The following is a 22,027-nucleotide window of genomic DNA, read 5'->3' as shown; positions in this document are numbered from 1 at the left end:
CTGACGATCGCTGGCTGATTGGCTGGCGAGTGGAATGAATCAGCTGTATCTGGAGGCTCGGCAGAATGCCGGGCCTCGCGTGTTTCTGGGTCAGTAAAAGGAAAGACAGTCGGGGTGTGCAGCCCGCGAGCCTCACGCCTTAGGTATTCAAGTCAGGACACGCAGGCCAGGACAGTCAAGGCGGGTCATTCAGGCCAGGACATTCAGGCCGAGACGTTCAGGCGTGAGGCCCCCGCTGCCGGGCGTCCATCGGCGCCGTAATGGCCGGGGGAACGTTGATGCAGGCTGTCGAGAATCTTGCTGTGCAGCGCCATGCGCTGACCGATCAGCTCACCATTCAAGCGATTGCGTGCCTGGGCGCGGCGCGTCAGCGTCACCAGATGCCACCACTGGGTGGCCAATACCGGCTGGCTGGCGAGCACCGTATGCAGTTCCAGTGGGTCATTGGTGAGCCCGGCGCTGTTCAGCCAGCTGCGCCGGCGGCTCTCCAGCGCTTCCAGGCGGGCGGCGTTGGCTAGCTTGGCTTCGCGCGAGGCCTCAAGGTCTGCCGCGCTTGGCAGGCGTTGGCCCAGCAGGCGCTGTTCTTCCTCGAGCAGGGCGATGAAGTCATTGAGCTCCTGCTCGAGGCCGGAAAAGATCTCGCCCAGCAAGGCCGTCGAGGCGTCATCGAGTGTCATGCGTCACCTTCGAAGGCATCGATCAGCCCTTGGGCGATGCGGTCGACATCGATCTTGATGCTGCCATCGGCGATGGCCTGCTTGAGGCTGTCGACGCGTGCCTGGTCGATGTCCTGGCCTGCATCGATCGCGCTGCTGGAAAGCTCGACCTGGGTGGAGTCGGCCGTGGAGGTCGCCGCCGTGGTGGCGGTGGTGTCCTTGGCCGTCTCGGGACGCAGTTCGCGCGGGGCTTGAGTGTCGCTGCGCTGTATCGGGCCGCCATGTTCAATCTTCATTGACTGTCCTCTCTGGCCGTTGGGCCGGGCTCGACGACGAGCCTGTAATGGATGGGTTGCGTGCGTCATCTGCGCGCTTGAATCGACTATCGGCCATGCCAGCACAAGCTTTACCCCACACAGGCAATATGGTCCCTCAGGAATGAGGCATCTGGTGCCGGTGGCGGCTTGTCAGTATCAAGCATTTCGGACTTTGAGCGTCAGCGTCTCGTTCCGGTGCGTCAGCGTGTCGTGGCTGGACGTGCGCAGTCAACAGGATGACTCGGCTCGGCGCGGCTCATCTCAACTCATCTCAACTCAACTCAACTGAAGTCAACTGAAGTCATCATGGCGCTACCCGCCGCGGCCCGATGACGCGGGCGCGCACCCAGTCGCCTGGAGCGAGTTCGATGCGGATGCGCTCATCGAGCCCCCCAGCCTCCAGCGCCCGCGCACTGCGCTGCATGCTGAAGCCTGTGCCGCTGACCTGATAGGTCACGGTATCGCCGAAGTTTACCAGCGGGATGGCCCGCACGCTGTTGCGGGTGATGACCTCGCCGGCGCGCAGGCGGCGGCGTACCTCGAAACCTGACAGTGCCGCGGCGCTCTCGAAGCCATTGCCACGCAACTTGCCCAGTGGCGTCAGTACCGGCGTCAATCTCGCGGGTGCCAGCGGGGTGCCGCTCGCGAGCGGCTGTGGCGTGCTCTGGCGCCAGGCGTAGCGTTCCATGCGAACGCTGACGATGTGTTGCTGGCCGTTGGCGCACAGCAGCTGCAGACGTTTGAGGCCCGGTGCATGGCGGTCACTGCGCGCGGCATTGAGGCTCAGCTGGGGTGCCGAGCAATCTTTCAGGCGGGCGGGCAGGCGACGCAGCTCGAGTTGTACTGAGGCCTCGCTGGGCGCGCTCAGTGGTGGCTCGCCGGGCATGCGCACTCTGACGGGGCCGCTGTCCTCGGCAGTGAAGAAGTCGCTCAATTGCCAGCGCAGGGCCTCGACGGCGCGTGTCTGCGCGTCTTTGACAGAAGGCGCTGTTGTTGAGGCTGATGCTGATGCTGATGCTGATGCCTGGGCGGCAGACGGCTGAATGGCAGAGCCGATCGCGTCTGAGGTGCTGGCATGCACAGCGGCCCCCGCGGGTAGCAGGGCCAACAGCCCGGTGCTGGCGATGGTGCGCCACAGTCCTTTTGCCGTCACCACTCTTCTTGAATCAGACAGCGCTTTTGCCGCCGTCAGGCCTTTCGCTACGCTGATTTTCGGCATGCTGTCTCTCATCGCGAGTGGCGTCCGGGGCGGAAGGCGGGGTCAAGCGCCCCTGGTTCAGGGCACAGGGTTCAGGGCGCTGGTTCAGTGCCGCGAGAGATTGTAAGCCGCCCCTGATACCGGCATGGCCAGAAATAGCCGCGATAAAGTGGCTTGTTCTTACCTTCATCCTGGCGCTGGCTGACTATTCTCAGTCCTGCTTTCCGTCATGCTCCCCTACGCGTGAGCTGATCGATGGATGTTCCCTCGCTCACATCAGGGCGAGGTGCCGACAGCGGGGCACTTCCATGTTTGATCGACTTGATTCCCTCATGAGCTTTCACCAGCAGGCGCTGGGCCTTCGCGCCGAGCGTCAGCAGGTGCTGGCCACCAATATCGCCAATGCCGACACGCCGGGCTATCTGGCGCGCGATATCGACTTCTCCGCCACCCTGGCCAAGGCGACGGCGGGCAATGCCGCGGCGGGGCCGCTTGCGCTGAACACGACCCAGGCCGGCCACCAGGCCGCCAGCGGGGCGGGGCTGTCGCTAGGCGCGGACCTGCTCTATCGCGTGCCGACACAGCCGAGTCTGGACGGCAATACCGTCGACATGGATGTGGAGCGGGTCAATTTCGCGGACAACAGTCTGCATTACGAGGCCAGCCTTGAGCTTCTGACCGGCAAGATCCAGGGCCTGCGCCTGGCCATGCAATCGGAGAACAGTTGATGGCAGCGTTCAGCATCTTCAACGTCGCGGGTTCCGCGATGGCGGCCCAGTCGCAGCGCATCAATGCCGTGGCCAGCAACATGGCCAACGCCGACAGCGTGGCGGGCCCGGATGGCAAGCCCTATCAGGCGCGTCAGGTGGTGTTCGAGTACGCGCCCCTCGCGCGTCAGGCCAATGCCTCGCTGGCGACGGCCAACCTGGCCGGTGGCGGTCTGGCGACACAGATGGCGTCACGCAGTGCAGGCCTCGGGGGTGTCAGGGTCAGCTCGGTGGAGCTGAGCGATGCCCCGGCGCGCCAGGAGTATCGTCCCGATCATCCCCTCGCCGACGAGCAGGGCTATGTGACCTTCTCCAATGTCGATCCGGTTGCCGAGATGGTCGACATGATCGCGGCTTCCAAGTCCTACGAGGCCAATGTCGAGGTCTTCAATACCTCCAAGTCTCTGCTGCGCAAGACGCTGACGCTGGGGGAATGACCCTCGCTCGAGGCTTTGGCCTTCTGACCGCTTCTTCTGATTTCGGGTAATCGCATGGCGACGCTAGACACCAGTGTGCTCAACAGCATCAACCAGACCACCACGTCCTCCGGCGTCACCGACAGCACGCAGTCGGTGAGCAGTACCGAGGAGCTCAATGATCAATTCATGACCCTGCTGGTGGCGCAGATGCAGAACCAGGACCCGATGGACCCGGTGTCGAATTCCGACCTGACCGCGCAGCTGGCCCAGATCAGCACCGTCAGTGGTATCGAAGAACTCAACACCACCCTTGAGGGCATCACGGCGCAGATTTCCAGCAGTGAAGCGCTGCAGGCGGCCAGTCTTCTCTATCAGGGCGTGCTGGTCGGCGGCAATGCGGTGCTGGTGGGCAACGCGACCTCGACACCCTTCGGCCTTGAGCTGGCCGACGATGTCGACAATGCCACCGTCGAGGTGCTGGGCGCGGATGGCAGTGTGGTCAAGACCTTCGAGTTGGGCGCATTGGAGGCGGGTATTCATGGCTTCGTCTGGGACGGTTTGCTGGATGATGGCACTGAAGCCGCTGATGGCTCCTACCAGCTGGTCGTGACGGCCGAGCGGGCAGGCGAGAGCTATGACGACCTGCAGACGCTGAGTTATGGCGTGGTCAGTGGCGTCAATCAGACCGACAGCGGTGCCCAGCTGGACCTGGGTCCGGTGTTGGGTGTCGTCAGTCTGGACGCCGTGCGTCAGGTGCTTTGAGCTGAGCCCATGGCGTCGGGATAGCGCTAGCGAGCCCGCCGGACGGGCCACCAGTTTCAGGCCGTTTGGCCGCCCCGAGCTCGCTGACAGGTCTCGGGCTTTCATCTTCATCGCGATCAAAGGGACAGACCATGGCGTTTTCACAGGCATTGAGCGGCTTGAGTGCGGCGGCAACCAATCTGGATGTGATCGGCAACAACATCGCCAACTCGGAAACGGTAGGCTTCAAGTCCTCCGAGACCCAGTTCGCGGATCTTTATGCCAGTTCTCAGGCGGCGGGTATCGGGGTCCAGGTTGCCTCCATCTCCCAGGACTTCTCGACCGGTTCGCTGGAAACCACCGGGCGTGATCTCGATATCGCGATTTCCGGCGAAGGCTTCCTGCGCTTTGCCGACAGCACCGGTCAGGTGGTCTATTCGCGCAATGGCCAGCTCAATGTCGATGCCGATGGCTATATCGTCAATACGCAGGGTGCCCAGCTGACGGGCTATGCCGGCGAGCGGGTCACTGGCGAGCCCGTCGTGCTGCAGGTGCCGACCGCGCCCCTGGCGGCCAGTGCGACCCAGGACAATCTTGCCAACAGCATCTATGGCGCGCAGATATCCATCAATCTGGATTCCGAAGCCGAGCCGACCACCACGACCTTCGATCCGATGGATCCGACCAGCTATGACTACGCGTCGTCGATGACCGTCTATGACAGCCTGGGCAGCGAGCATGTCGTGACGTCGTTCTATACCAAGACCGACAGCAATACCTGGGATGTTCAGCATGTCATGGACTTCGCCGGCAAGTCGGCCGAATACCAGTCGGATGTGAATGCCGGCATAACCCCTACGGTGGATTTCGATGTCCAAGTGGAGCAGATCAGCTTCGGCACCAATGGCCAGCTGAACAGCGACTATACCCAGACCGCCATGACCTACACCCTCGCGAACGGTGCCGAAGACATGAACTTCAGCATCGATCTGACGGGCAGCACCCAGTACGCCAACGACTACGAGGTCACCTCGCTATCTCAGAACGGCTACACCTCGGGCAGCCTAGTGGGCATCTCCATCGACGGTGACGGGCGGGTGATCGGCAGCTACTCCAATGAACTGACCCAGACGCTGGGCACCATCGCGCTGGCCAACTTCGCCAACGATCAGGGCCTCAAGCCCAATGGCGACAACAGCTGGCTGGCGACTGCGGAATCCGGTGAGCCGCTGGTCGGCGTGCCGGGCGAGGGAGTGTTCGGTGATGTGGTCTCGGGGGCGGTGGAAGCCTCCAACGTCGACCTGACCACCGAGCTGGTCGATCTGATCATCGCCCAGCGCAACTACCAGTCGAATGCCCAGACCATCTCGGTGCAGGACGAAGTCCAGCAGACCGTGATTAACCTGCGTTGATCCGGGCTGAATGATGCCATGTCGCCTGACAGCGCCAGCGTTGCGCGCGTTATCTGACCAGATCGGAGTCGGTTGATGGACAGAATGCTCTACACCGCCATGAGCGGCGCCCAGCGCAGCCTGGCGGCTCAGGATGTCGCCAGTCATAACCTGGCCAACCTCTCGACCACCGGCTTTCGCGAGATGCTGACGCTGTCGCGGGCGGTGGATGTGCAGGGCGAAGGGCTGGCGACACGCGTCTCCAGTCAGCTGACCACCGCGGGGGCCTCGATGGCCCAGGGCACCATCCAGACAACGGATCGCTCGCTGGATGTCGCGCTGGACGGCCCCGGCATGCTGGCCGTGCAGGACGCGAATGGCGGGGAGCTCTACACCCGCAACGGCGCGCTGCAGATCGATGCCGATGGTGTTTTGACCTCCGGCGGCTTGCCGGTAATGGGCGATGGCGGGCCGATCGAGCTGCCGCTCAACGCCATCGTGCATATCTCCGCCGATGGCAGCGTGAGTGCGCGCTCGGCGGCGGATGCGCCTGACACCATGGTGCTGCAGGCCCAGCTCAAGCTGGTCAATCCCGAGGCCATTCCCGGCAGCCCGGCGCTTGTGCGCGGCGAGGACGGCTATTTCCGTCAGCCGCCGACTGCGGCGGGGGAGGCCGCGCCACCGCTGGCCGCCGACCCGCTGGTACGGGTCGTCTCCGGCGCCCTGGAGAGCAGCAACGTCTCGGCGACCGACGCGATGGTCGCCATGATCAACAACGCGCGCAGTTTCGAGATGCAGATGAAGAGCATCGACACGGCAGAGCGCATGGCCGAGCGTGGCAACAGCCTGCTTGGTACCGACTGACCCCGTAATCACGGCGGAGCCCCCTGATGATTCGTGCCCTATGGACAGCCAAGAGCGGCCTTGAAGCTCAGCAGATGCAGATGGACGTCACGGCCAACAACCTGGCCAACGTCTCGACCAATGGTTTCAAGCAGTCGCGCGCGGTGTTTGAAGATCTGCTCTACCAGAACATGCGCCAGCCCGGCGCTGCCTCCTCTGCCACCACCGAGCTGCCCTCGGGGCTGCAGGTGGGCACCGGGGTGCGCACCGTGGCCACCGAGCGTCTGCATATCCAGGGCAATCTGGAGCAGACCGAGAATTCCAAGGATGTCGCGATCAATGGTCAGGGCTTCTTCGCGGTGATGCTGCCGGATGGTACCAATGCCTATACCCGCGATGGCTCCTTCCAGCTCGACAGCACTGGCCAGATGGTCACCGCCAGTGGTTACCCGCTGGACCCGGCGATCGTCATTCCGGCCAATGCCCTGAGTGTCGATATCGCCTCCGATGGCGTGGTCAGCGTCACCCAGCCCGGTTCCACCAACAGCACCGAGGTCGGTCAGCTGCAGCTGTCTACCTTCATCAACCCGACGGGCCTGTTCAGTCGTGGCGAGAATCTGTATTCCGAGACCGATGCCTCGGGGCCGCGCAGTGACAACGTGCCGGGCTTCAATGGTGCGGGCACTCTCTATCAGGGCTTCGTCGAGACCTCCAACGTCAACGTGGTGGAAGAGATGGTGGGCATGATCCAGAACCAGCGTGCCTATGAGATCAATTCCAAGGCCGTGACCACCACCGATCAGATGCTGGAGCGTCTGGTCCAGATGTAAGGGTTGTCGCATGTCGCTTTCGCGTGATCTCCCGGTGGTGGCGCTGCCATCCCTGTCAGCTGTTTGCCCACGCCAGATTGGTTTGGCGATGCCCGGATTGGCGTTGCCTGGCTGGCGTCGCATGCGCCGCGCGCTGGCCGGATTGGCGATGCTGGCCATGACGCTGGTAGGCGCCGGGTGCGCCCATATCCCCAGCGAGCCGCTGGTCGATACCACGCCAATGGAGTCGACGATGCAGCCGCGCCCGGAACCGATGGCCAATGGCGCCATCTTCCAGCCGCTGTATGGCAACCAGCCGCTGTTCGAGGATCGCCGCCCACGTGCCATCGGCGACATCATCACCATCCTGCTCGACGAGAATGTCAGCGCCAGCAAGAGCTCGGCCAGCAATGCCAGCCGCGACGGCAGCCTCGGTTTCTCGCTGACCGCCATCCCCGATTTCATGACGGGACTGCTGGATGGCACCGATGCCGATATCGAGGGCGAGAATGACTTCACCGGCAGTGGTGGCTCGAATGCCAACAACAGTTTCACCGGCACCATCACCGTGACGGTCAGTCAGGTGCAACCCAACGGCAATCTGGAAGTGCGCGGCGAGAAGCGCATCGCGATCAATCAGGGTACCGAGTCGATTCGCTTCTCCGGAGTGGTCAATCCGCGCACGATTTCCTCGGCCAATACGGTGCAGTCCACCCAGGTGGCCAGTGCACGCATCGAATATGTCGGTGATGGCTATATCAACGAGGCGCAGAACATGGGCTGGATGCAGCGCTTCTTCCTCAATCTGGCGCCGTTCTGAGCCTGGCGTGGCGATTGCCGCGGCTTGTTCTGCAGAGGTTTGCCCTGTTTTGAATGCTTCGCCCCGATTTCTCACCACGCTGTCCCATCATGAGTCGCTATCCGATGCCTGAGATGCTCCCTAATCCACGCTGGCGCGCTGCGCTGGCCGCCTGCCTGATGCTGGTGAGCTGCCTGACCTTGACGTTGCAGGCGGCGCAGGCCGATCGCATCAAGGACCTCGCCCAGGTGCGCGGCGTGCGCGACAACCCGCTGGTCGGCTACGGCCTGGTGGTGGGGCTGGATGGCAGTGGGGACCAGACCACCCAGGCGCCGTTCACTGGCCAGAGTCTGACCAACATGCTCTCCCAGCTGGGCGTGACGGTGCCGTCGGGCACCAACATGCAGCTCAAGAACGTGGCGGCGGTCATGGTCACCGCCAGCCTGCCGGCCTTTGCCAGCTCCGGTCAGCCCATCGATGTCGTGGTGTCGTCGCTGGGCAATGCCAAGAGTCTGCGCGGTGGCACCCTGTTGATGACGCCGCTCAAGGGCGTGGATGGCCAGGTCTACGCGCTGGCGCAGGGCAATCTGATCATCGGTGGCGCCGGTGCCTCGGCCGGCGGTTCCAGCGTGCAGGTCAACCAGCTGACCGCCGGGCGCATTCCCAGTGGCGCGACGGTGGAGCGCGGCGTACCGACGCGTCTCGGGGATGAGAATGGCGTGATCCATCTCGATCTGTTTGAGGGCGATTTCAATCATGCCCAGAACGTCGCCAGTGCCATCAATCGCAACTTCGGCGGCTCGCTGGCCTCGCCGCTCAGCAGTCGCGATATCGTGGTGCAGGCACCGCGTGATCTCAGTCAGCGTGTCGGGTTCATCGCCAGACTCGAGAACATCGAGGTCGCCCTGGGCGTGCCGCGTGCGCGTGTGGTGGTCAATGCGCGGACCGGTTCGGTGGTGATGAATTCCGAAGTGCGCCTGGCGCGTGCCGCGGTTACCCACGGCAATCTGTCGGTGGTGATCGACGCCAATCCTGTGATCAGTCAGCCCGCGCCGCTGTCCCAGGGACAGACGGCAGTGGTCAATGACCCCGATATCAGCGTGAACCAGCAAGGCGGTGCGCTGCGCATGGTCGAGGGGACTGCCAGCCTGCAGGAGGTCGTCGATGGCCTGAATGCGCTGGGCGCCACGCCGCAGGACCTGGTCTCGATTCTGGAAGCGCTCAAGGCAGCCGGTGCGCTGCGTGCTGATCTCGAGGTGATCTGATGAGTGTGCTTGGTAGCGGTGCCAATGTGGATGCCGGTCGTCTGGCCTTCGATACCCAGGGTCTGGCGAGCCTCAAGGGGGCGGCCAGCAGTGGCGGCGAGCGTCAGCAGGAGGCGCTGGAGGAGAGTGCGCGCCAATTCGAGGCCTTGATGCTCAACATGATGCTCAAGCAGATGCGCTCGGCCACCGAGAACTCAGCGCTGACCGGCTCCCAGCAGCAAGAGATGATGACCTCGATGCTGGACCAGCAGCTCTCCCAGCAACTGGCCAGTGTCGGTGACGGTATCGGCCTGTCGAAGATCCTGATTCAGCAGTTGTCCTCCAGCACGGCGACGGGCACGAACACGGATAGCAGTACCGCAATCTCCCTAAGCGCAGTAGTGGAGGGCGAGCCGGTCGATGAACAGGGGGCCGACGGCTGGTTGTCGGCGGTGGGTCTGACCCCGGAGGGGGGCGCGGCTCGCGAAGGTGACTGGCAGGCGGCGGTGGAGACACGCGCCACAGACGAGGTGGCTGGCTTCATGGCGATGCTCGATACGCTGGCGCCCGGCGACACGGCGCGAGGTGTCTATGCCGAGCTGCCGATGGCGACGACAGGCAAGGATGACGTGTCTGACACCGTCAGCCTGGTGGCAGTGACCGACGTGGCAGCGCTCAGCGAGCAACAACGTCGCCAGCCCGAGAATGTGCAGCGCTTCGTGGCGGAATTTGGCCCCGCCGCTCAGGCGGCCAGTCGTGAAAGCGGGCTGCCCGCAGAATTGATTCTGGCGCAGGCCGCGCTGGAGACGGGCTGGGGGGAGCGTCGCATCCACACCAAGGCCGGCACCGACAGCCATAACCTGTTCGGCATCAAGGCCGGCAGCAGCTGGCAGGGCGACAGCACCACGGTGCTGACCACCGAATATCGCAATGGGCGCCGCATGCGTCTCGAGGACAGCTTCCGCGTCTATCCCGATCAGGCCAGTGCGCTGCGCGATCATGCCGCACTGCTGACCGGCGCCCAGCGTTATGCCCACGTGACCCGGTCGCCGGACGCCGAGAGTGCGGCGCGTGCCTTGCAGGAGGCGGGCTACGCCACTGACCCGCACTATGCCGACAAGCTGATCTCGATCATGAGTCGTGTCGGCCCGCTGGAGGCCAGCGGGCCTCTCGAGACAGCGGAGACCCGCCTGGCGTCACGCGATGCCGTGCCTGGGTCATCGTCTGTCGCAACCGCCAACTCAAGCTCCCTGCGCGGGCTGCTTGAGGCTTCTGCGCCGCTGTTTGCCCTCGATGCGCACGATGCTCAGCCGCTGGTCGAGCTGGCGTCTGCGGCGGATGTGGCGTCTGCGACGGGTGTGGCGTCTGTGGCGTCTGTGGCGTCTGCGACGAATAAAGAGATCGGTACTGGCAGTCAAAGTAATGCATCAGGGGCCATCCAGTTGGCGATGGGCCGTTCAGAGCCGCTGATCCGTTAGAGAGCGCCGCTGATGACGATTCAGTGTTGATGAGATGAATTGCTGGCAACTATTGCTGCCTAGGGCCTCAAGTTGGCGTCTGGCGCGCCGATATTCACAGCATCCGTACGCCGGTGTGGCGTCATCCACCTTCTCCCTTTTCCCATTGTTCCTTTCAGGTAAACGCCATGGCCAGCAGCATGTTGAGTATCGGTGTCAGTGGTCTGCAAGCCGCCCAGACGGCGCTTGCCACCAACAGCAACAACATCGCCAACGTCTACACGCCGGGCTATAGCCGTGAAACGGTCGAGTTGAATGGCAACAGTGGTGGCGGTGTCAGTGTGGCGTCGATCAGCCGCCAGACTGACAGCTATCTCTCTGCGCAGCTGGACAGCGCCATGAGCGCCAGCACGGCGCTTGAGACCCATGAAGCCAACATCAGTCAGATCGACAATCTGCTCGCCGATGACGAGGCGGGCCTGGCGCCGTTGATGCAGGAGTTCTTCGGCGCCATCGAAGGCGTAGCCAGTCAGCCGAGTGATCCGGCGGCGCGCGAGAGCCTGCTGGGCAGCGCCGAGAGCCTGGCCGGGCAGCTCAATGCCTTCTCCGCCTATCTGGATGACATGGATTCTGCGGTCAATTCACAGCTCGGCGATGTGGTCGGCGACATCAACACTGCCACCAGCCAGATCGCCTCGCTCAACGAGCAGATTTCCCTGACGCGTGCACGTACCGGCGAAGAGCCGCTGGGCCTGCTGGACCAGCGCGATCAGGCGGTGACTGACCTGCAAACGCTGGTCGGCGTCGAGGTGCAGGAGCAGGATGGCCGGCTGAGCGTCAGCCTCGGCAATGGCCAGCTGCTGGTCAACGGCAGCAGCAATTACGAACTGGCCGTGGAGCCAGACCCGCAGGACATGAGCCGTTCGGTGGTCACCTACAGCGTGGCGCCGGGCGTGACCAGCGCCATCGATGAGGCGCAGCTCGAAGGCGGCACCCTGGGCGGGTTGTTGAGCTTCCGCGCCGACAGCCTCGAGCCGACCCAGAATCAGCTCGGCCAGTTGACCGCGGGTCTGGCGTTGACCTTCAATGCCCAGCACGCCGACGGTGTCGACGCCAATGGCAACGCGGGGAGCGACTTCTTCACTCTCGGCGATCCGGAAGTGCTGCCGGCCAGCGGCAATGCCGCCGGAGCGGACCTTGAGGTGACATTCGCCCCCGCCACCCAGCAGGAAGGTGACGATTTCTACAGTGTCGCGCTGACCGGTGATGACTACCGCCTGAGTCTTGAGGGCGGCACCTACCAGCTGGAGAACCTCAGCAGCGGCGCCGTGCAGACCCTGACCCCGGACAGCGAAGGCGTGATGCGCCAGGATGGCCTGGTGTTCACCGCCACCGGCATGGCGGACGGTGACAGCTTCACCATCCAGCCGACGCGCAATATCGCCGACACCTTCGGGGTCGCGATCGACGAAGGCGCCGAGATCGCGGTGGGCTCGAGCGATGCCAGCCTCGACAACCGCAACATTCTCGCTCTGCAGTCACTGCAGAGCAGCGACGCCCTGGGCAGCGCCGGCAGCTTCAATGATCACTACGCGTCGCTGGTCAGCCAGGTCGGCAAGCAGACCCGCCAGGTGCAGGTCAACCTGGAGGCTCAGCAGGGCCTGACCGAGCAGCTGTCGGCGGCAGACCAGTCGATCTCTGGGGTCAATCTGGATGAAGAAGCCGCGGACCTGATCCGTTATCAGCAGTATTACCAGGCCAACGCCCAGGTCATCCAGACCGCGTCGACGGTGCTGGATACCATTCTGAACATCCGTTAACGAGGCCGTGATGCGCATCAGTACCCAAACCCTTTATGCCCAGGGTGTCACCTCGATGCTGGATCAGCAGGCGGCGTTCTCCAAGGTGTCCGAGCAGCTGGCCACCGGCAAGCGCGTGGTCAATCCCTCGGATGATCCGAGCGCGGCCAGCCAGGCGGTGACGCTCTCGCAGTCCCAGGCCGTCAATGAACAGTTCAGCGACAGCCGCACCACGGCGCGCAACAACCTGTCCATCGAGGAGAGCGCGCTCAATCAGGTCACCGATACCATCACGCGTGTCCAGAGCCTGATCGTGCAGGCGGGCAACGGCACCCTCAGTGACAGTGACCGTGATGCACTGGCCACCGAGCTTGAAGGCAGCCGCGAAGTGCTGCTGGGTCTGGCCAACAGCACCGACGGCAACGGCAACTATCTGTTCGGCGGCATGAGCGGTGATACTGCGCCCTTTGGCGAGGATGGCAGCTATCGCGGCGATGATGAGCAGCGCCAGCAACGCGTCGACAGCTCACGCCTGATGGAGGTCAATCATACCGGCAGCCAGATCTTTGGCAGCGTGGCATCCGGCAATCAGCAGCTGGCCCGCCAGACCAGCGAGAGCGAGTCATCTTTACCGATCACCTTCAAGGGGCCGGAAGTCATTGACGCCGCGGCGAGGGTCGATGGCGCGGCCTACAGCGTCAGCATTGATGCCGCTGGCGTCACGATCAGCGGCATCGATGCCGATGGCAATGATCTCTCGATCCTGGATGGCGAAGGCAACCCGCTGCCATCGCCCATGGCGTTCAGCGATGGCATGACGCTTGCGTTCAATGGCCTGTCGATGACGCTGTCCGGGGATGAACAGCAGGTCGCTGAAGCTCAGACCTCCGGCAAGGCAACGCAGCTGGTGGTCGAGGAGGGTGAGGCCAGCGCCGATCTGTTCGCCAATCTGGATGGCCTGATCAGCGCGCTGAGCACGCCGATCGAGAGCGAGGCCGACCAGGCCGCCTTCAACAACGCCATCTCGACCGCCAGTCGCCAGTTCAGCAACAGTCTCGACAATGTGCTGACGGTGCGCGCCGATGTCGGCACCAAGCTCAACGAGCTGGATTCGCTGGATATCATCGGGGATGACCGTGAGCTCAACTATGCCTCGACCCGCTCCGACCTGATCGATCTGGACTATAACGAGGCGATCTCCGACTACTCGCTGACCCAGGTGGGGCTGCAGGCCTCTCAGCAGGCGTTCTCGGATATCTCGGGCATGTCGCTGTTCGACTATCTGCGCTGAGTGATGGCGTGACCGCGCTCGAGGAATGATGAAAAAGCCGCACTGGATACTCGCTCTCGCGATGGCATTCGGTGCGGCTCTTGCGTCCTGGTCTTTGCTTTTCAGATCAGTGCTTGCATGTCATGGCATCGTGCCCAGGCCTTCATGCACGGCCTGGAAGGCACCCAGCGCCTGACGGAACAACAGCGACAGCCAGTCCGTCATGCCCGGCATCATCAGCCACAGCATCGCGATGCCCAGCAGCAGGGTCAGCGGGAAGCCGATCGAGAACACCGACAGCTGCGGTGCCGAGCGGTTGAGTACGCCCATCGCCAGGTTGATCGCCAGCAGCGAGGCAACCAGCGGCAAGGCCAGCAGCAGGCCGGCGCTGAACAGGCTGGCGCTCCACAGCAACAGATTCTCGAGCCCGACGGGCCCCATGCGGCGCAGGTCGAGGGGAATCTCGTGGAAGTGGGTGACCAGGATTTCCAGTACCAGCAGATGGCCATTGAAGGCCAGAAACAGCAGCATGACCAGCATGCCCAGCAGACGCGACAGCACCTGGGTATTGGTGCCGGTGTCGGCCGAGAAGAAGCTGGCGAAGGCCAGACCCATCTGCAAGCCGATGAATTCCCCGGCCGCCTCGACGATGGCGAAGGTGATGCGCATCACCAGGCCCAGTGCCAGCCCGACGCCCATCTGCAATGCCAGCTGCCAGACGGCGGTCGGGCCGAGCACATCCACCGGGGGTGGGCTATCGACCAGCGGCGCGATGATCAGCGCCAGGCCAAAGGCCATCAACAGGCGCACCGGCGTGGGCAGGCTGCGGTGACCGAACAGCGGCGCGCTGATCATGAAGCCTGACAGGCGCGCGAAGGGCCACATCACGCTCAGCAGCAGGGCCTGGAGATGCTCGGGGGACAGCAGGTCATTCGGCAATGGAGCGGCCTCCCACCGGGCTTGCGTCGGGCTTTACGGTGACGCTCATCCTTGCATTGCTCATCCGATCAGGTGCGGGAAGCCGGTGAAGACGCTGCGCGTGAAGTGCATCAGCGTCTCCAGCAACCAGGGGCCGGCCAGTACCAGGGTACCGAACACGCCGAGAATCTTGGGGATGAAGGACAGGGTCATCTCGTTGATCTGGGTCGCGGCCTGGAACAGGCTGACGATCAGGCCGATGAACAGGGCGCTGGCCAGCAGCGGGCTTGCCACCAACAGGGTGATGTACATGGCATGCGAGGCCAGGTTGGTGATGACTTCAGGTGTCATGGCGGCGCGTTCTCGATGGGCAGATGGGAGGTGTCGAGGCTGGCAGTGCACGGTTGCGCGGCACGGTTGCGCGTCACGACTAGAAAGCCCGGTGACGGCGTGATGTCTGGGCCTGGCTCAGTAGAAGCTCTCGGCCAGCGACCCCAGCAGCAGCTGCCAGCCATCGACCATCACGAACAGCATCAACTTGAAGGGCAGCGAAATGGTGGCGGGTGGCACCATCATCATCCCCAGTGCCATCAGCACACTCGCCACTACCAGGTCGATGATCAGGAAGGGCACGAACAGACTGAAGCCGATCTGGAAGGCGGTCTTCAGCTCGCTGGTGACGAAGGCCGGCAGCAGCACTCGCCACGGCACGTCCTGCGGGGTCTGGATTTCCTCGACCTTGGCCAGGCGCGCGAACAGGGCGATATCCGGCTCACGCACCTGACCGAGCATGAATTCGCGCAGTGGATCGCCGCCGCGTTCGATGGCTTCCTGCAGGCTGATGGCCTGGCTGTCATAGGGTTGCCAGGCCTCGTCGTAGATGCGCTCCAGCACCGGCGACATCACGAAGAAGGTCAGAAACAGCGCAATGCCGACCAGCACCTGATTGGGCGGCGCAGACGCGGTGCCCAGCGCGGTGCGCAGCAGGCCGAGCACGATGATGATGCGCGTGAAGGCACTCATCATCAGCAAGGCTGCCGGCAGCAGGGCGAGGCCACTGAGCAGGATCAGCGTCTGGATATTCAGCGACCAGGACTCGCCGCCGTCCGGCAGTGGCTGGCTGGTCAGGCCGCTGAGCACATCGGCGTGCGCCGCCTGGCTGGTCAGCAGGCATGCTGACAATGCGATCAGAAGCCCTGTCAGCAGCTCTCCTGTCTTCAATCCTCTTGCTCTCATGCCCGGCGACAACCTCACCAGCCCCGTCATGAGCGAGGCTCCGCGTCATCTGTCTTGTCTGAGGTAGTAGTTTGCGTCACATCAGAGGGCGTCGTGGCGGACGTGGCAGTCGGCGAGCGTCTGGCAAGACGATCGCGCAGCAGCTCGGCAAAACCGGCCGCGGCACCGCTCCCGCCGGTTGGGGAGGCAGGCGAGGCCAGTGATGCGTCATTCGGGGTACTGCCAGCGTCTGCGGGTACCAGGCCGCCATTCTCGGCCGTCAGCTCTCCGAGGGAGGTGATGCCCGCCGGCCCGACGCCCAGCAGCAATTGCTGGTTGCCCACCGCCACCACCACCAGACTCTGCTTGTGACCCAGCGCCAGACGCGCCAGCGGGCGCAGGGCTATGCGATTGCCGCGCAGTGTCTGGGCACCCCCGAGTGTCTTCATCAGCCATGCTAGCAGCAGGATCACGCCGATCACGCCGGCAAGTGCCAGCCCGGTATTGACCAGGCTGGCCGCGCCCAGCGGTGAGCTGTGGCCTGTGTCGGCAGTCAGATTTGCGTCGCTACCGAGAAAGGCCGGTGACGGCGCCTGAGTGCTGGCGCTGGTGTTGGTATTGGGGCTGGCATCCGGCAGCAAGATCGCGCCGTCAGGGGCATCGGAGGTCATGACAGGAACAGCCTTAGCGGTTGAGCTTCTGTACCCGCTCATTGGGGGTGATGATTTCCGTGATGCGGATACCGTACTTGTCCTCGACCACGACCACCTCGCCCTGGGCGATCAGGTAGCCGTTGATCAGGATGTCCATCGGCTCACCGGCCAGGCCATCCAGCTCGATCACCGAGCCCTGCGAAAGCTCCAGCAGCTGCTTGATGGTCAGGCGCGTGCGCCCCAGCTCCACGGTCATCTTGACCGGGATGTCCATGATCATGTCCAGCTCACGCGGACGTGCGCCGCCACCGCTGCCATCGAGGGGTTCGAAGATATCGCCGCCCTGCGGGGCAGCCTCGCTCTGCTGTTCTTCCAGCGCCTTGGCCCACTCGTCGCCCATCTGCTCGGTCATTGCGTCGGCCCAGGGGTCGTCAGTGCCGGATGTCGGGGAATTCGGGGTGGCCTTGGGCGCGGGCGCGTCTGGCGAATTGGGCTCACTCATCGCCGCTGTCCTCGCTGGCAGTGTTGATCGGATGATTGATGATGCGGGTCACGCGCAGGGCGCGGTGGCCATTGGCGCGACCGAAACCGGCTTCGAGCACCGGCACATTGTTGACGTAGGCGTTGACGCGCTCGGGCTTCTCGATGGGCAGCACATCGCCCACGGCAAGTTCGGCCAAGGCGCCCAGCGTGGTGGTGATGCTGGCAAAATCGGCGTGCAACTCGACATCGGTGGCGCGCACTTCCTTGCGCAGGCGCTCGCCCCAGCGGCTGTCACCCTCGGCGCTGGTTTCCTGCAGCGGGCTCGAGAGCAGCTCGCGGTGCGGCTCGATCATCGAGTAGGGCAGGCAGATCTGGAAGTCGCTGCTGTGATTGCCGACCTCCAGATGGAAGCTGGTGCACACCACGATCTCGTTGGGAGAGCTGGTGATATTGGCGAACTTGACCTGCATCTCGCTGCGCAGATAGTCGGTTTCCACGGCGTAGACCGCCGACCAGGCGTCGCGGTAGGCATTCAAGGCCAGCTGCATCAGGCGCTGGATGACGCGTTGTTCGGTACGTGTGAACTCGCGACCCTCTGACTTGGTCACAAAGCGGCCATCGCCACCGAACAGGCTGTCGACCACCATGAACACGAGACTGGGCGGAAACACCAGCATCGAGGTACCGCGCAGCGGCTTCATGGTGAACAGGTTGATGTTGGTCGGCACCGGCACGTTGCGGGAAAATTCGTTGTAGCTCAGGAACTGCACCGGCCCGGCGGTGATATCGGCGCCGCGGCGGATCAGGTTGAACAGCCCCATGCGGAACTGGCGGCTGAAGCGTGAGTTGATGATATCCAGGGCATGCAGGCGATCCCGGATGATGCGGTGCTGGCTCGCCGGGTCGAAGGGGCGAATGCGCGTTTCGCCGGCCGTGCTCGAGGCGTCAGCCGTTGCACCGCTGTCACCGTTCACGCCGGAGAGCAGAGCATCGATTTCGTCCTGTGACAGCAGATCGTCTTGAGCCATGGCCAGTTATTGCACGATGAAGTCGTTGTACAGCACGCCGGAGATGGCCAGTGGCTGGCCGCCTTCACTGTAGGGGCGCGAAAGCGCCTCGGTCAGGGTGCTCTGCAGCGTCTGCTTGCCGGCCTGGGTGATCAGCTCATCCGGGCTCTGGCCCGACAGCAACAGCAGCAGACGGCTCTTGAGTTCGGGCTTGAGTTCTTCCACACGCGCCACCGCGTCCTGATCGGTCATCTTGAGCGTGATGCCGATATAGAGCAGGCGATTGCCGCGCGGGCTTTCCAGGTTGACCGTGAAGGGCGCCAGCGGCATGAAGACCGGCGGTGGCACGACCACGACTTCCGGCTCGGCGTCCTGTGCGGCCTTCTGATCACTGAGCATCGGCAGTGCGAAATAGACGGCCACTAGTGCCGCGATCACGGCACTCATCAGGCTGATGACCCCGATCAGCAGCCAGGAGCGACGCTGACTGGCGGGGGTGGTGATAATCGTTGACATCGTGGTGCGGTGTCCCTGGAGTCGGTAGCGGGGCCAGTATGACCGAAGGCGTGATTATCGAACGGCGGAATAACGCCACGTGCGAGCGCTTACTTGAATGATGACGCGCCAGGCGGGCTCATCTGACAGCTACCTGACGGGAGCCGCTGACACAAGCACCTGGCAAGCGCCAGGCCCGTCATGCCTGCCATTCACGCCGTCCCCAGGCTGCCTGGGATGCACTTGCAAGATTGCTTGTGAGATTGCCCGCGGCGAGGCTTCCCTCCATGACGTCAGCGCTTGTGCTGGCATCACTCGCCGGCTGACCCTCGAGGTGCTGGGCGAACTGGCCCTGATTGGCCGAGTTGTCCGCCGCCCCGTCCGGAGTGTCGCCCGGAGTGTCGTCCTGAGCACTGAAGCTGATCGCCGTCAGCTCGTGCCCCCGGGATTCCAGCGCCTGACGCAGCTCGCTCAAGGATGACTCGACAGCCGAGCGCACCTGTTGGTGGCCCGCGACGAAGTGCGCACTGGTGCCCTGTTCGCCGATGTTGAGGCGAATGGTCAGCTTGCCCAGGTTGGCCGGATTGAGCGCGATCTCGGCCTGTGGCGACTTGCTCAGCTGCATGCGTACCACCTGCTCGCCGAGTGCCTGTTGCCAGGCCTGAGTGCCGACGCTTGCGGGGATCAAGGCTCCCGCCTGTGATGCCATGCCCGCTGGATTGGCTGCTGGATTGCCCGAGCCATTGAGCATGGCGGCGCTGCCTGCAGCGCTCGAACTCGACGCACCGACTGACACGCCAACAGATGACGCACCCGAGAGCAGGGACTGATCGGCACCGGTGCGTGAACCGTTGGCATCAAGCAGGGCGCCGTCGGCCTTGGCGGTGACGCCTTCAATGGCCTCCTCGGTCAGCGGGCCCAGCGCGCCAGCCGTCAGCGAGGAGGGCGCAGCCGTGCTCAGGCTGCCTGCCGCTGTCGCGGAGCTCCTGTTGCTGGGCGACTGATCCGCAATGGCGCCATCCAGTCCCGCCGCCGCAGGATTGCGCAGCGCGGCGATCCAGTCACCTTGCAGCGTCATGCTGCCCGAGGTAGAGAGCGCCTGTGCGCCATCGAGCGTTACCGTTCCCGCCGTCGTGTTCAGCGCTTCATCGCCGCCGCCAGAAGCGCCTTTGCCGCCTTGCGTGAGTTGCTGCAGCTGTTGCATGCGCGAGATACCGCGCTCGACGCTGCTATCCAGTCGTGAGGTCTCAAGTGGCTGCGCTGATGGCTGTCCTGCTGTCTGGCTTGCCGATGAGGACTGGGCAGGCGGGAGGTTGCCATTCTGGAGGACGGTAGTGGCGGGGTCCGGAGTGGGCGATGTCTCTGACGACGCTGCCTGAGCCTGCTCGAGGTGCTGCGCATGCTTGTCTTCGGTAGCCTCGCGACGCTCGATACGCTGCTGCTGTGCGTCTTTCGTTTCTGTCTGCACTTGCACCTGCGCCGCTTGCCTGTCCTGCTGGCGATCCTCGCGCTGGGCGCGTGACAGATGTGCCTCGAAGGCGCTCTCTGCGGAAGCCGAGCTGACGTCGTCGCGCGAGCGAGCCTCCTCAGAGGAGACCTTGGCGCTGGTCGGCGCCCTGGTTGGCGAGGTGGCCGACAACATCGAGATGCGTGCAGTGTCTGTCATGGTGTCACTCCTCCGACTGGCCGTCTTCAGCCATTGGCACGGCGTAACCAGGCCTGGGTGGCTTGCTCATCGCTCTGGCGTTGCTCGGCGGTGCGCGCCTGCAGCGCGGCGCTCAGGCTGGCGCGATCCGCCAGGCCCTGCCAGGCCGCGTGGGTCTGCTGTTCCTTCACCAGCCGCTGATGCTGATGGTGCGTCTGGGTCTGTTCCAGGGCTACCCGTGCGCGACATTGGGCAATCGCCTTGTCCAGCGAGGCGATGAAGGCCTGATAGTTGTGCCAGCTGGCCGGGTCCAGCCCCTGAGTCAGGCGTGCCTGCATCTGCTGGCAGTAGTCGAGACGGTATTGCTCGAGGGTGACCAGTTGCTGGGCAGCGGTTTCCTGACGCTGACGCTGGCTGTTGAGCTGGCGCGCAGCGCCATCACGCCGGCGCTCGCTCAGCTGGGTCAGGGTGTCGAAACGTGACGATGAGATGGCCATTCAGTGAGGGTTCCCGATCAATGACAGGTGAAGGCGGCCATCATGGCTGGGCCAGCAGTTGTTCGAGCATGTTCGTACTATCGGCAAGACTTGCGTGCTGTGTAGTGCCTTGTTGCAGGAAACGTCCCATCGGCTCGTGCAGGCGCACCGCGGCGTCGAGCACCTTGTCGTTGCCGGGCTGGTAGGCGCCGATGGCGATCAGGTCCTGATTGCGCTGATAACTGGAATAGAACTGCTTGAAGCGCCGGGCGCGGGTAAGCTGCCGCTCCGGCGCCACCGCCGACATCGCACGGCTGATCGAGGCTTCGATATCGATGGCCGGGTAGTGGCCGCTTTCCGCGATACGCCGCGACAGCACGATATGTCCATCCAGAATCGCGCGCGCACTGTCGGCGATGGGGTCCTGCTGGTCATCGCCTTCGGTCAGCACGGTATAGAAGGCGGTGATCGACCCGCCGCCACGCCGACCGTTGCCGGTACGTTCCACCAGCGCCGGCAGCTTGGCGAATACCGAGGGCGGATAGCCCTTGGTGGCCGGTGGCTCGCCGATGGCCAGGGCGATCTCGCGCTGGGCCATCGCGTAGCGGGTCAATGAATCCATGATCAGCAGCACATTCTGGCCCTTGTCACGCAGGGATTCGGCGATGCGCGTCGCGTAGCTGGCGCCCTTGAGTCGATGCAGCGGCGTCATGTCAGCCGGCGTGGCCACGACCACGGCGCGCTTGAGACCTTGCTCGCCGAGAATGTTCTCGATGAATTCCTGCACCTCGCGCCCACGTTCGCCGATCAGGCCGACCACGATCACATCGGCATCGGTGAAGCGCGCCATCATGCCCAGCAGCACACTCTTGCCGACGCCAGAACCGGCGAACAGCCCCATGCGCTGGCCACGGCCGACGCTGAGCAGGGCATTGATGGCGCGAATGCCGACATCCAGCGGCGTATCGATGGGCGCGCGCTCCAACGGGTTGAGCGGGCGGCTCTCCAGCGGCGCATGTTCGACATCTTCCAGCGGGCCGAGGCCATCCAGCGGTCGACCCACGCCGTCGACGACCCGCCCGAGCAGCGCTTCGCCGACCGGATAGCGTCGCTCGCCGACATTGCCATGCCCGAGGGGGAACACCCGCGCGCCCGGTGCGACGCCGCTGAGCGGGTCGATGGGCATCAGGTAGAGGGTCTGATCGGCGAAGCCGACCACCTCGGCCTCGGCCGGCGGCAGCTTCGCGCCCAGCTCGATCAGGCAGCTGGCGCCCACCGGCAGTCGCAGGCCGACCGCTTCCAGCACCAGACCGGTCGCGCGTACCAGGCGGCCATTGCTGCGCTGGGGCTCGAGGCTATCGACGCGCTCACGAATGGCGCCCAGCGCGCTGCGCCATTGCTGTGCGGAAGAGGTGCTCATGGCGT

The 22,027-nt window shown here is 64.1% G+C and carries 24 protein-coding genes; 11 read left to right on the top strand and 13 right to left on the bottom strand.

All coding sequences use genetic code 11. The features are described from left to right. Positions 1 to 203: 203 nt before the first annotated feature. From AC5WNI_RS08870 to flgA, 3 genes are all read right to left on the bottom strand, one after another. Positions 204 to 677 carry a flagella synthesis protein FlgN gene (locus AC5WNI_RS08870; protein WP_284726036.1) on the bottom strand — a complete coding sequence of 158 codons (474 nt, stop codon included), beginning with the start codon at positions 675 to 677 and terminating at the stop codon, positions 204 to 206. Beyond that, on the bottom strand, positions 674 to 952 hold the full coding sequence (gene flgM / locus AC5WNI_RS08865) for a flagellar biosynthesis anti-sigma factor FlgM (RefSeq protein WP_054556606.1): 279 nt from the start codon (positions 950 to 952) through the stop codon (positions 674 to 676). Before flgM ends, AC5WNI_RS08870 begins: the two co-directional genes overlap by 4 nt. A 325-nt stretch (positions 953 to 1,277) precedes the next feature. Beyond that, entirely contained in the window at positions 1,278 to 2,126 is an 849-nt protein-coding gene (flgA, locus tag AC5WNI_RS08860) for a flagellar basal body P-ring formation chaperone FlgA (protein WP_286988142.1), read from the bottom strand. A 377-nt stretch (positions 2,127 to 2,503) separates the two neighbouring features. Here flgA and flgB point away from each other — a divergent pair, with 377 nt between their 5' ends. From flgB to flgL, 11 genes are all read left to right on the top strand, one after another. Further along, entirely contained in the window at positions 2,504 to 2,899 is a 396-nt protein-coding gene (flgB, locus tag AC5WNI_RS08855; RefSeq protein WP_317291991.1) for a flagellar basal body rod protein FlgB, read from the top strand. Beyond that, complete coding sequence (gene flgC, locus AC5WNI_RS08850) at positions 2,899 to 3,375, top strand: flagellar basal body rod protein FlgC (RefSeq protein WP_054556609.1); 477 nt, start codon at positions 2,899 to 2,901, stop codon at positions 3,373 to 3,375. Before flgB ends, flgC begins: the two co-directional genes overlap by 1 nt. 54 nt (positions 3,376 to 3,429) lie before the next feature. Beyond that, positions 3,430 to 4,119, top strand: coding sequence for a flagellar hook assembly protein FlgD (locus AC5WNI_RS08845; RefSeq protein WP_495928346.1), 690 nt, complete (start codon positions 3,430 to 3,432; stop codon positions 4,117 to 4,119). A gap of 131 nt (positions 4,120 to 4,250) precedes the next feature. Then, the gene (flgE, locus tag AC5WNI_RS08840; protein ID WP_284726040.1) at positions 4,251 to 5,510 is read left to right on the top strand and encodes a flagellar hook protein FlgE; all 1,260 of its coding nucleotides are present in this window, start codon (positions 4,251 to 4,253) and stop codon (positions 5,508 to 5,510) included. 75 nt (positions 5,511 to 5,585) lie between these two features. After that, the gene (locus AC5WNI_RS08835) at positions 5,586 to 6,353 is read left to right on the top strand and encodes a flagellar basal body rod protein FlgF (RefSeq protein ID WP_284726041.1); all 768 of its coding nucleotides are present in this window, start codon (positions 5,586 to 5,588) and stop codon (positions 6,351 to 6,353) included. Positions 6,354 to 6,379: 26 nt separating this feature from the next. After that, complete coding sequence (gene flgG, locus AC5WNI_RS08830; protein WP_054556613.1) at positions 6,380 to 7,162, top strand: flagellar basal-body rod protein FlgG; 783 nt, start codon at positions 6,380 to 6,382, stop codon at positions 7,160 to 7,162. Positions 7,163 to 7,283: 121 nt separating this feature from the next. Further along, entirely contained in the window at positions 7,284 to 7,961 is a 678-nt protein-coding gene (locus AC5WNI_RS08825; protein WP_131433022.1) for a flagellar basal body L-ring protein FlgH, read from the top strand. A 104-nt stretch (positions 7,962 to 8,065) separates the two neighbouring features. Beyond that, positions 8,066 to 9,205 (top strand): flagellar basal body P-ring protein FlgI, encoded by a 1,140-nt coding sequence (locus AC5WNI_RS08820; protein ID WP_378080063.1) that lies wholly within the window; start codon positions 8,066 to 8,068, stop codon positions 9,203 to 9,205. Then, positions 9,205 to 10,662 carry a flagellar assembly peptidoglycan hydrolase FlgJ gene (flgJ, locus tag AC5WNI_RS08815; protein WP_495928345.1) on the top strand — a complete coding sequence of 486 codons (1,458 nt, stop codon included), beginning with the start codon at positions 9,205 to 9,207 and terminating at the stop codon, positions 10,660 to 10,662. The genes AC5WNI_RS08820 and flgJ overlap by 1 nt, the downstream gene beginning before the upstream one ends. Before the next feature lie 167 nt (positions 10,663 to 10,829). Beyond that, on the top strand, positions 10,830 to 12,461 hold the full coding sequence (gene flgK / locus AC5WNI_RS08810) for a flagellar hook-associated protein FlgK (RefSeq protein ID WP_495928344.1): 1,632 nt from the start codon (positions 10,830 to 10,832) through the stop codon (positions 12,459 to 12,461). Between the two features lie 10 nt (positions 12,462 to 12,471). Continuing rightward, on the top strand, positions 12,472 to 13,731 hold the full coding sequence (gene flgL, locus AC5WNI_RS08805) for a flagellar hook-associated protein FlgL (RefSeq protein WP_284726044.1): 1,260 nt from the start codon (positions 12,472 to 12,474) through the stop codon (positions 13,729 to 13,731). Positions 13,732 to 13,851: 120 nt separating this feature from the next. Here flgL and fliR read toward each other — a convergent pair whose 3' ends face one another. From fliR to fliI, 10 genes are all read right to left on the bottom strand, one after another. Then, positions 13,852 to 14,649 (bottom strand): flagellar biosynthetic protein FliR, encoded by a 798-nt coding sequence (gene fliR / locus AC5WNI_RS08800; protein ID WP_495928343.1) that lies wholly within the window; start codon positions 14,647 to 14,649, stop codon positions 13,852 to 13,854. Between the two features lie 60 nt (positions 14,650 to 14,709). Further along, entirely contained in the window at positions 14,710 to 14,979 is a 270-nt protein-coding gene (gene fliQ, locus AC5WNI_RS08795) for a flagellar biosynthesis protein FliQ (RefSeq protein ID WP_284726046.1), read from the bottom strand. A 117-nt stretch (positions 14,980 to 15,096) separates the two neighbouring features. Continuing rightward, positions 15,097 to 15,864 (bottom strand): flagellar type III secretion system pore protein FliP, encoded by a 768-nt coding sequence (fliP, locus tag AC5WNI_RS08790; RefSeq protein ID WP_378080062.1) that lies wholly within the window; start codon positions 15,862 to 15,864, stop codon positions 15,097 to 15,099. A gap of 26 nt (positions 15,865 to 15,890) precedes the next feature. After that, entirely contained in the window at positions 15,891 to 16,514 is a 624-nt protein-coding gene (fliO, locus tag AC5WNI_RS08785; RefSeq protein ID WP_284726048.1) for a flagellar biosynthetic protein FliO, read from the bottom strand. A gap of 13 nt (positions 16,515 to 16,527) precedes the next feature. Further along, positions 16,528 to 16,998: a flagellar motor switch protein FliN gene (gene fliN / locus AC5WNI_RS08780; protein WP_107334750.1), complete on the bottom strand. Its 471-nt coding sequence runs from the start codon at positions 16,996 to 16,998 to the stop codon at positions 16,528 to 16,530. After that, complete coding sequence (gene fliM / locus AC5WNI_RS08775) at positions 16,991 to 18,007, bottom strand: flagellar motor switch protein FliM (protein WP_284726049.1); 1,017 nt, start codon at positions 18,005 to 18,007, stop codon at positions 16,991 to 16,993. The genes fliN and fliM overlap by 8 nt, the downstream gene beginning before the upstream one ends. Positions 18,008 to 18,013: 6 nt before the next feature. Beyond that, on the bottom strand, positions 18,014 to 18,502 hold the full coding sequence (gene fliL, locus AC5WNI_RS08770; RefSeq protein WP_495928342.1) for a flagellar basal body-associated protein FliL: 489 nt from the start codon (positions 18,500 to 18,502) through the stop codon (positions 18,014 to 18,016). Between the two features lie 178 nt (positions 18,503 to 18,680). Continuing rightward, positions 18,681 to 20,147 carry a flagellar hook-length control protein FliK gene (locus AC5WNI_RS08765; RefSeq protein ID WP_495928341.1) on the bottom strand — a complete coding sequence of 489 codons (1,467 nt, stop codon included), beginning with the start codon at positions 20,145 to 20,147 and terminating at the stop codon, positions 18,681 to 18,683. Between the two features lie 26 nt (positions 20,148 to 20,173). After that, positions 20,174 to 20,623, bottom strand: a complete 450-nt coding sequence (gene fliJ, locus AC5WNI_RS08760) for a flagellar export protein FliJ (RefSeq protein WP_495928340.1) — start codon at positions 20,621 to 20,623, stop codon at positions 20,174 to 20,176. A gap of 40 nt (positions 20,624 to 20,663) precedes the next feature. Then, a complete protein-coding gene (gene fliI / locus AC5WNI_RS08755; protein ID WP_495928339.1) occupies positions 20,664 to 22,022 on the bottom strand; it encodes a flagellar protein export ATPase FliI in 1,359 nt (452 codons plus the stop codon). Between the last annotated feature and the right edge of the window lie 5 nt (positions 22,023 to 22,027).

It is taken from the genome of Cobetia sp. PDI-12MA (assembly GCF_059507695.1).
This window is presented reverse-complemented; position numbering and strand designations above follow the sequence as displayed.

Excerpts from the sequence above, each read along its gene's own strand:
- fliM (WP_284726049.1), bottom strand. The coding sequence starts at position 18,007 with ATGGCTCAAGACGATCTGCTGTCACAGGACGAAATCGATGCTCTGCTC.
- AC5WNI_RS08825 (WP_131433022.1), top strand. The coding sequence starts at position 7,284 with ATGCGCCGCGCGCTGGCCGGATTGGCGATGCTGGCCATGACGCTGGTA.
- flgK (WP_495928344.1), top strand. The coding sequence starts at position 10,830 with ATGGCCAGCAGCATGTTGAGTATCGGTGTCAGTGGTCTGCAAGCCGCC.
- flgJ (WP_495928345.1), top strand. The coding sequence starts at position 9,205 with ATGAGTGTGCTTGGTAGCGGTGCCAATGTGGATGCCGGTCGTCTGGCC.
- fliI (WP_495928339.1), bottom strand. The coding sequence starts at position 22,022 with ATGAGCACCTCTTCCGCACAGCAATGGCGCAGCGCGCTGGGCGCCATT.
- AC5WNI_RS08845 (WP_495928346.1), top strand. The coding sequence starts at position 3,430 with ATGGCGACGCTAGACACCAGTGTGCTCAACAGCATCAACCAGACCACC.
- fliJ (WP_495928340.1), bottom strand. The coding sequence starts at position 20,623 with ATGGCCATCTCATCGTCACGTTTCGACACCCTGACCCAGCTGAGCGAG.
- flgB (WP_317291991.1), top strand. The coding sequence starts at position 2,504 with ATGAGCTTTCACCAGCAGGCGCTGGGCCTTCGCGCCGAGCGTCAGCAG.
- AC5WNI_RS08820 (WP_378080063.1), top strand. The coding sequence starts at position 8,066 with ATGCCTGAGATGCTCCCTAATCCACGCTGGCGCGCTGCGCTGGCCGCC.
- flgE (WP_284726040.1), top strand. The coding sequence starts at position 4,251 with ATGGCGTTTTCACAGGCATTGAGCGGCTTGAGTGCGGCGGCAACCAAT.
- flgM (WP_054556606.1), bottom strand. The coding sequence starts at position 952 with ATGAAGATTGAACATGGCGGCCCGATACAGCGCAGCGACACTCAAGCC.
- fliL (WP_495928342.1), bottom strand. The coding sequence starts at position 18,502 with ATGTCAACGATTATCACCACCCCCGCCAGTCAGCGTCGCTCCTGGCTG.
- fliQ (WP_284726046.1), bottom strand. The coding sequence starts at position 14,979 with ATGACACCTGAAGTCATCACCAACCTGGCCTCGCATGCCATGTACATC.
- flgC (WP_054556609.1), top strand. The coding sequence starts at position 2,899 with ATGGCAGCGTTCAGCATCTTCAACGTCGCGGGTTCCGCGATGGCGGCC.
- flgL (WP_284726044.1), top strand. The coding sequence starts at position 12,472 with ATGCGCATCAGTACCCAAACCCTTTATGCCCAGGGTGTCACCTCGATG.
- AC5WNI_RS08835 (WP_284726041.1), top strand. The coding sequence starts at position 5,586 with ATGGACAGAATGCTCTACACCGCCATGAGCGGCGCCCAGCGCAGCCTG.
- fliP (WP_378080062.1), bottom strand. The coding sequence starts at position 15,864 with ATGAGAGCAAGAGGATTGAAGACAGGAGAGCTGCTGACAGGGCTTCTG.
- AC5WNI_RS08765 (WP_495928341.1), bottom strand. The coding sequence starts at position 20,147 with ATGACAGACACTGCACGCATCTCGATGTTGTCGGCCACCTCGCCAACC.
- flgG (WP_054556613.1), top strand. The coding sequence starts at position 6,380 with ATGATTCGTGCCCTATGGACAGCCAAGAGCGGCCTTGAAGCTCAGCAG.
- fliO (WP_284726048.1), bottom strand. The coding sequence starts at position 16,514 with ATGACCTCCGATGCCCCTGACGGCGCGATCTTGCTGCCGGATGCCAGC.
- AC5WNI_RS08870 (WP_284726036.1), bottom strand. The coding sequence starts at position 677 with ATGACACTCGATGACGCCTCGACGGCCTTGCTGGGCGAGATCTTTTCC.
- fliN (WP_107334750.1), bottom strand. The coding sequence starts at position 16,998 with ATGAGTGAGCCCAATTCGCCAGACGCGCCCGCGCCCAAGGCCACCCCG.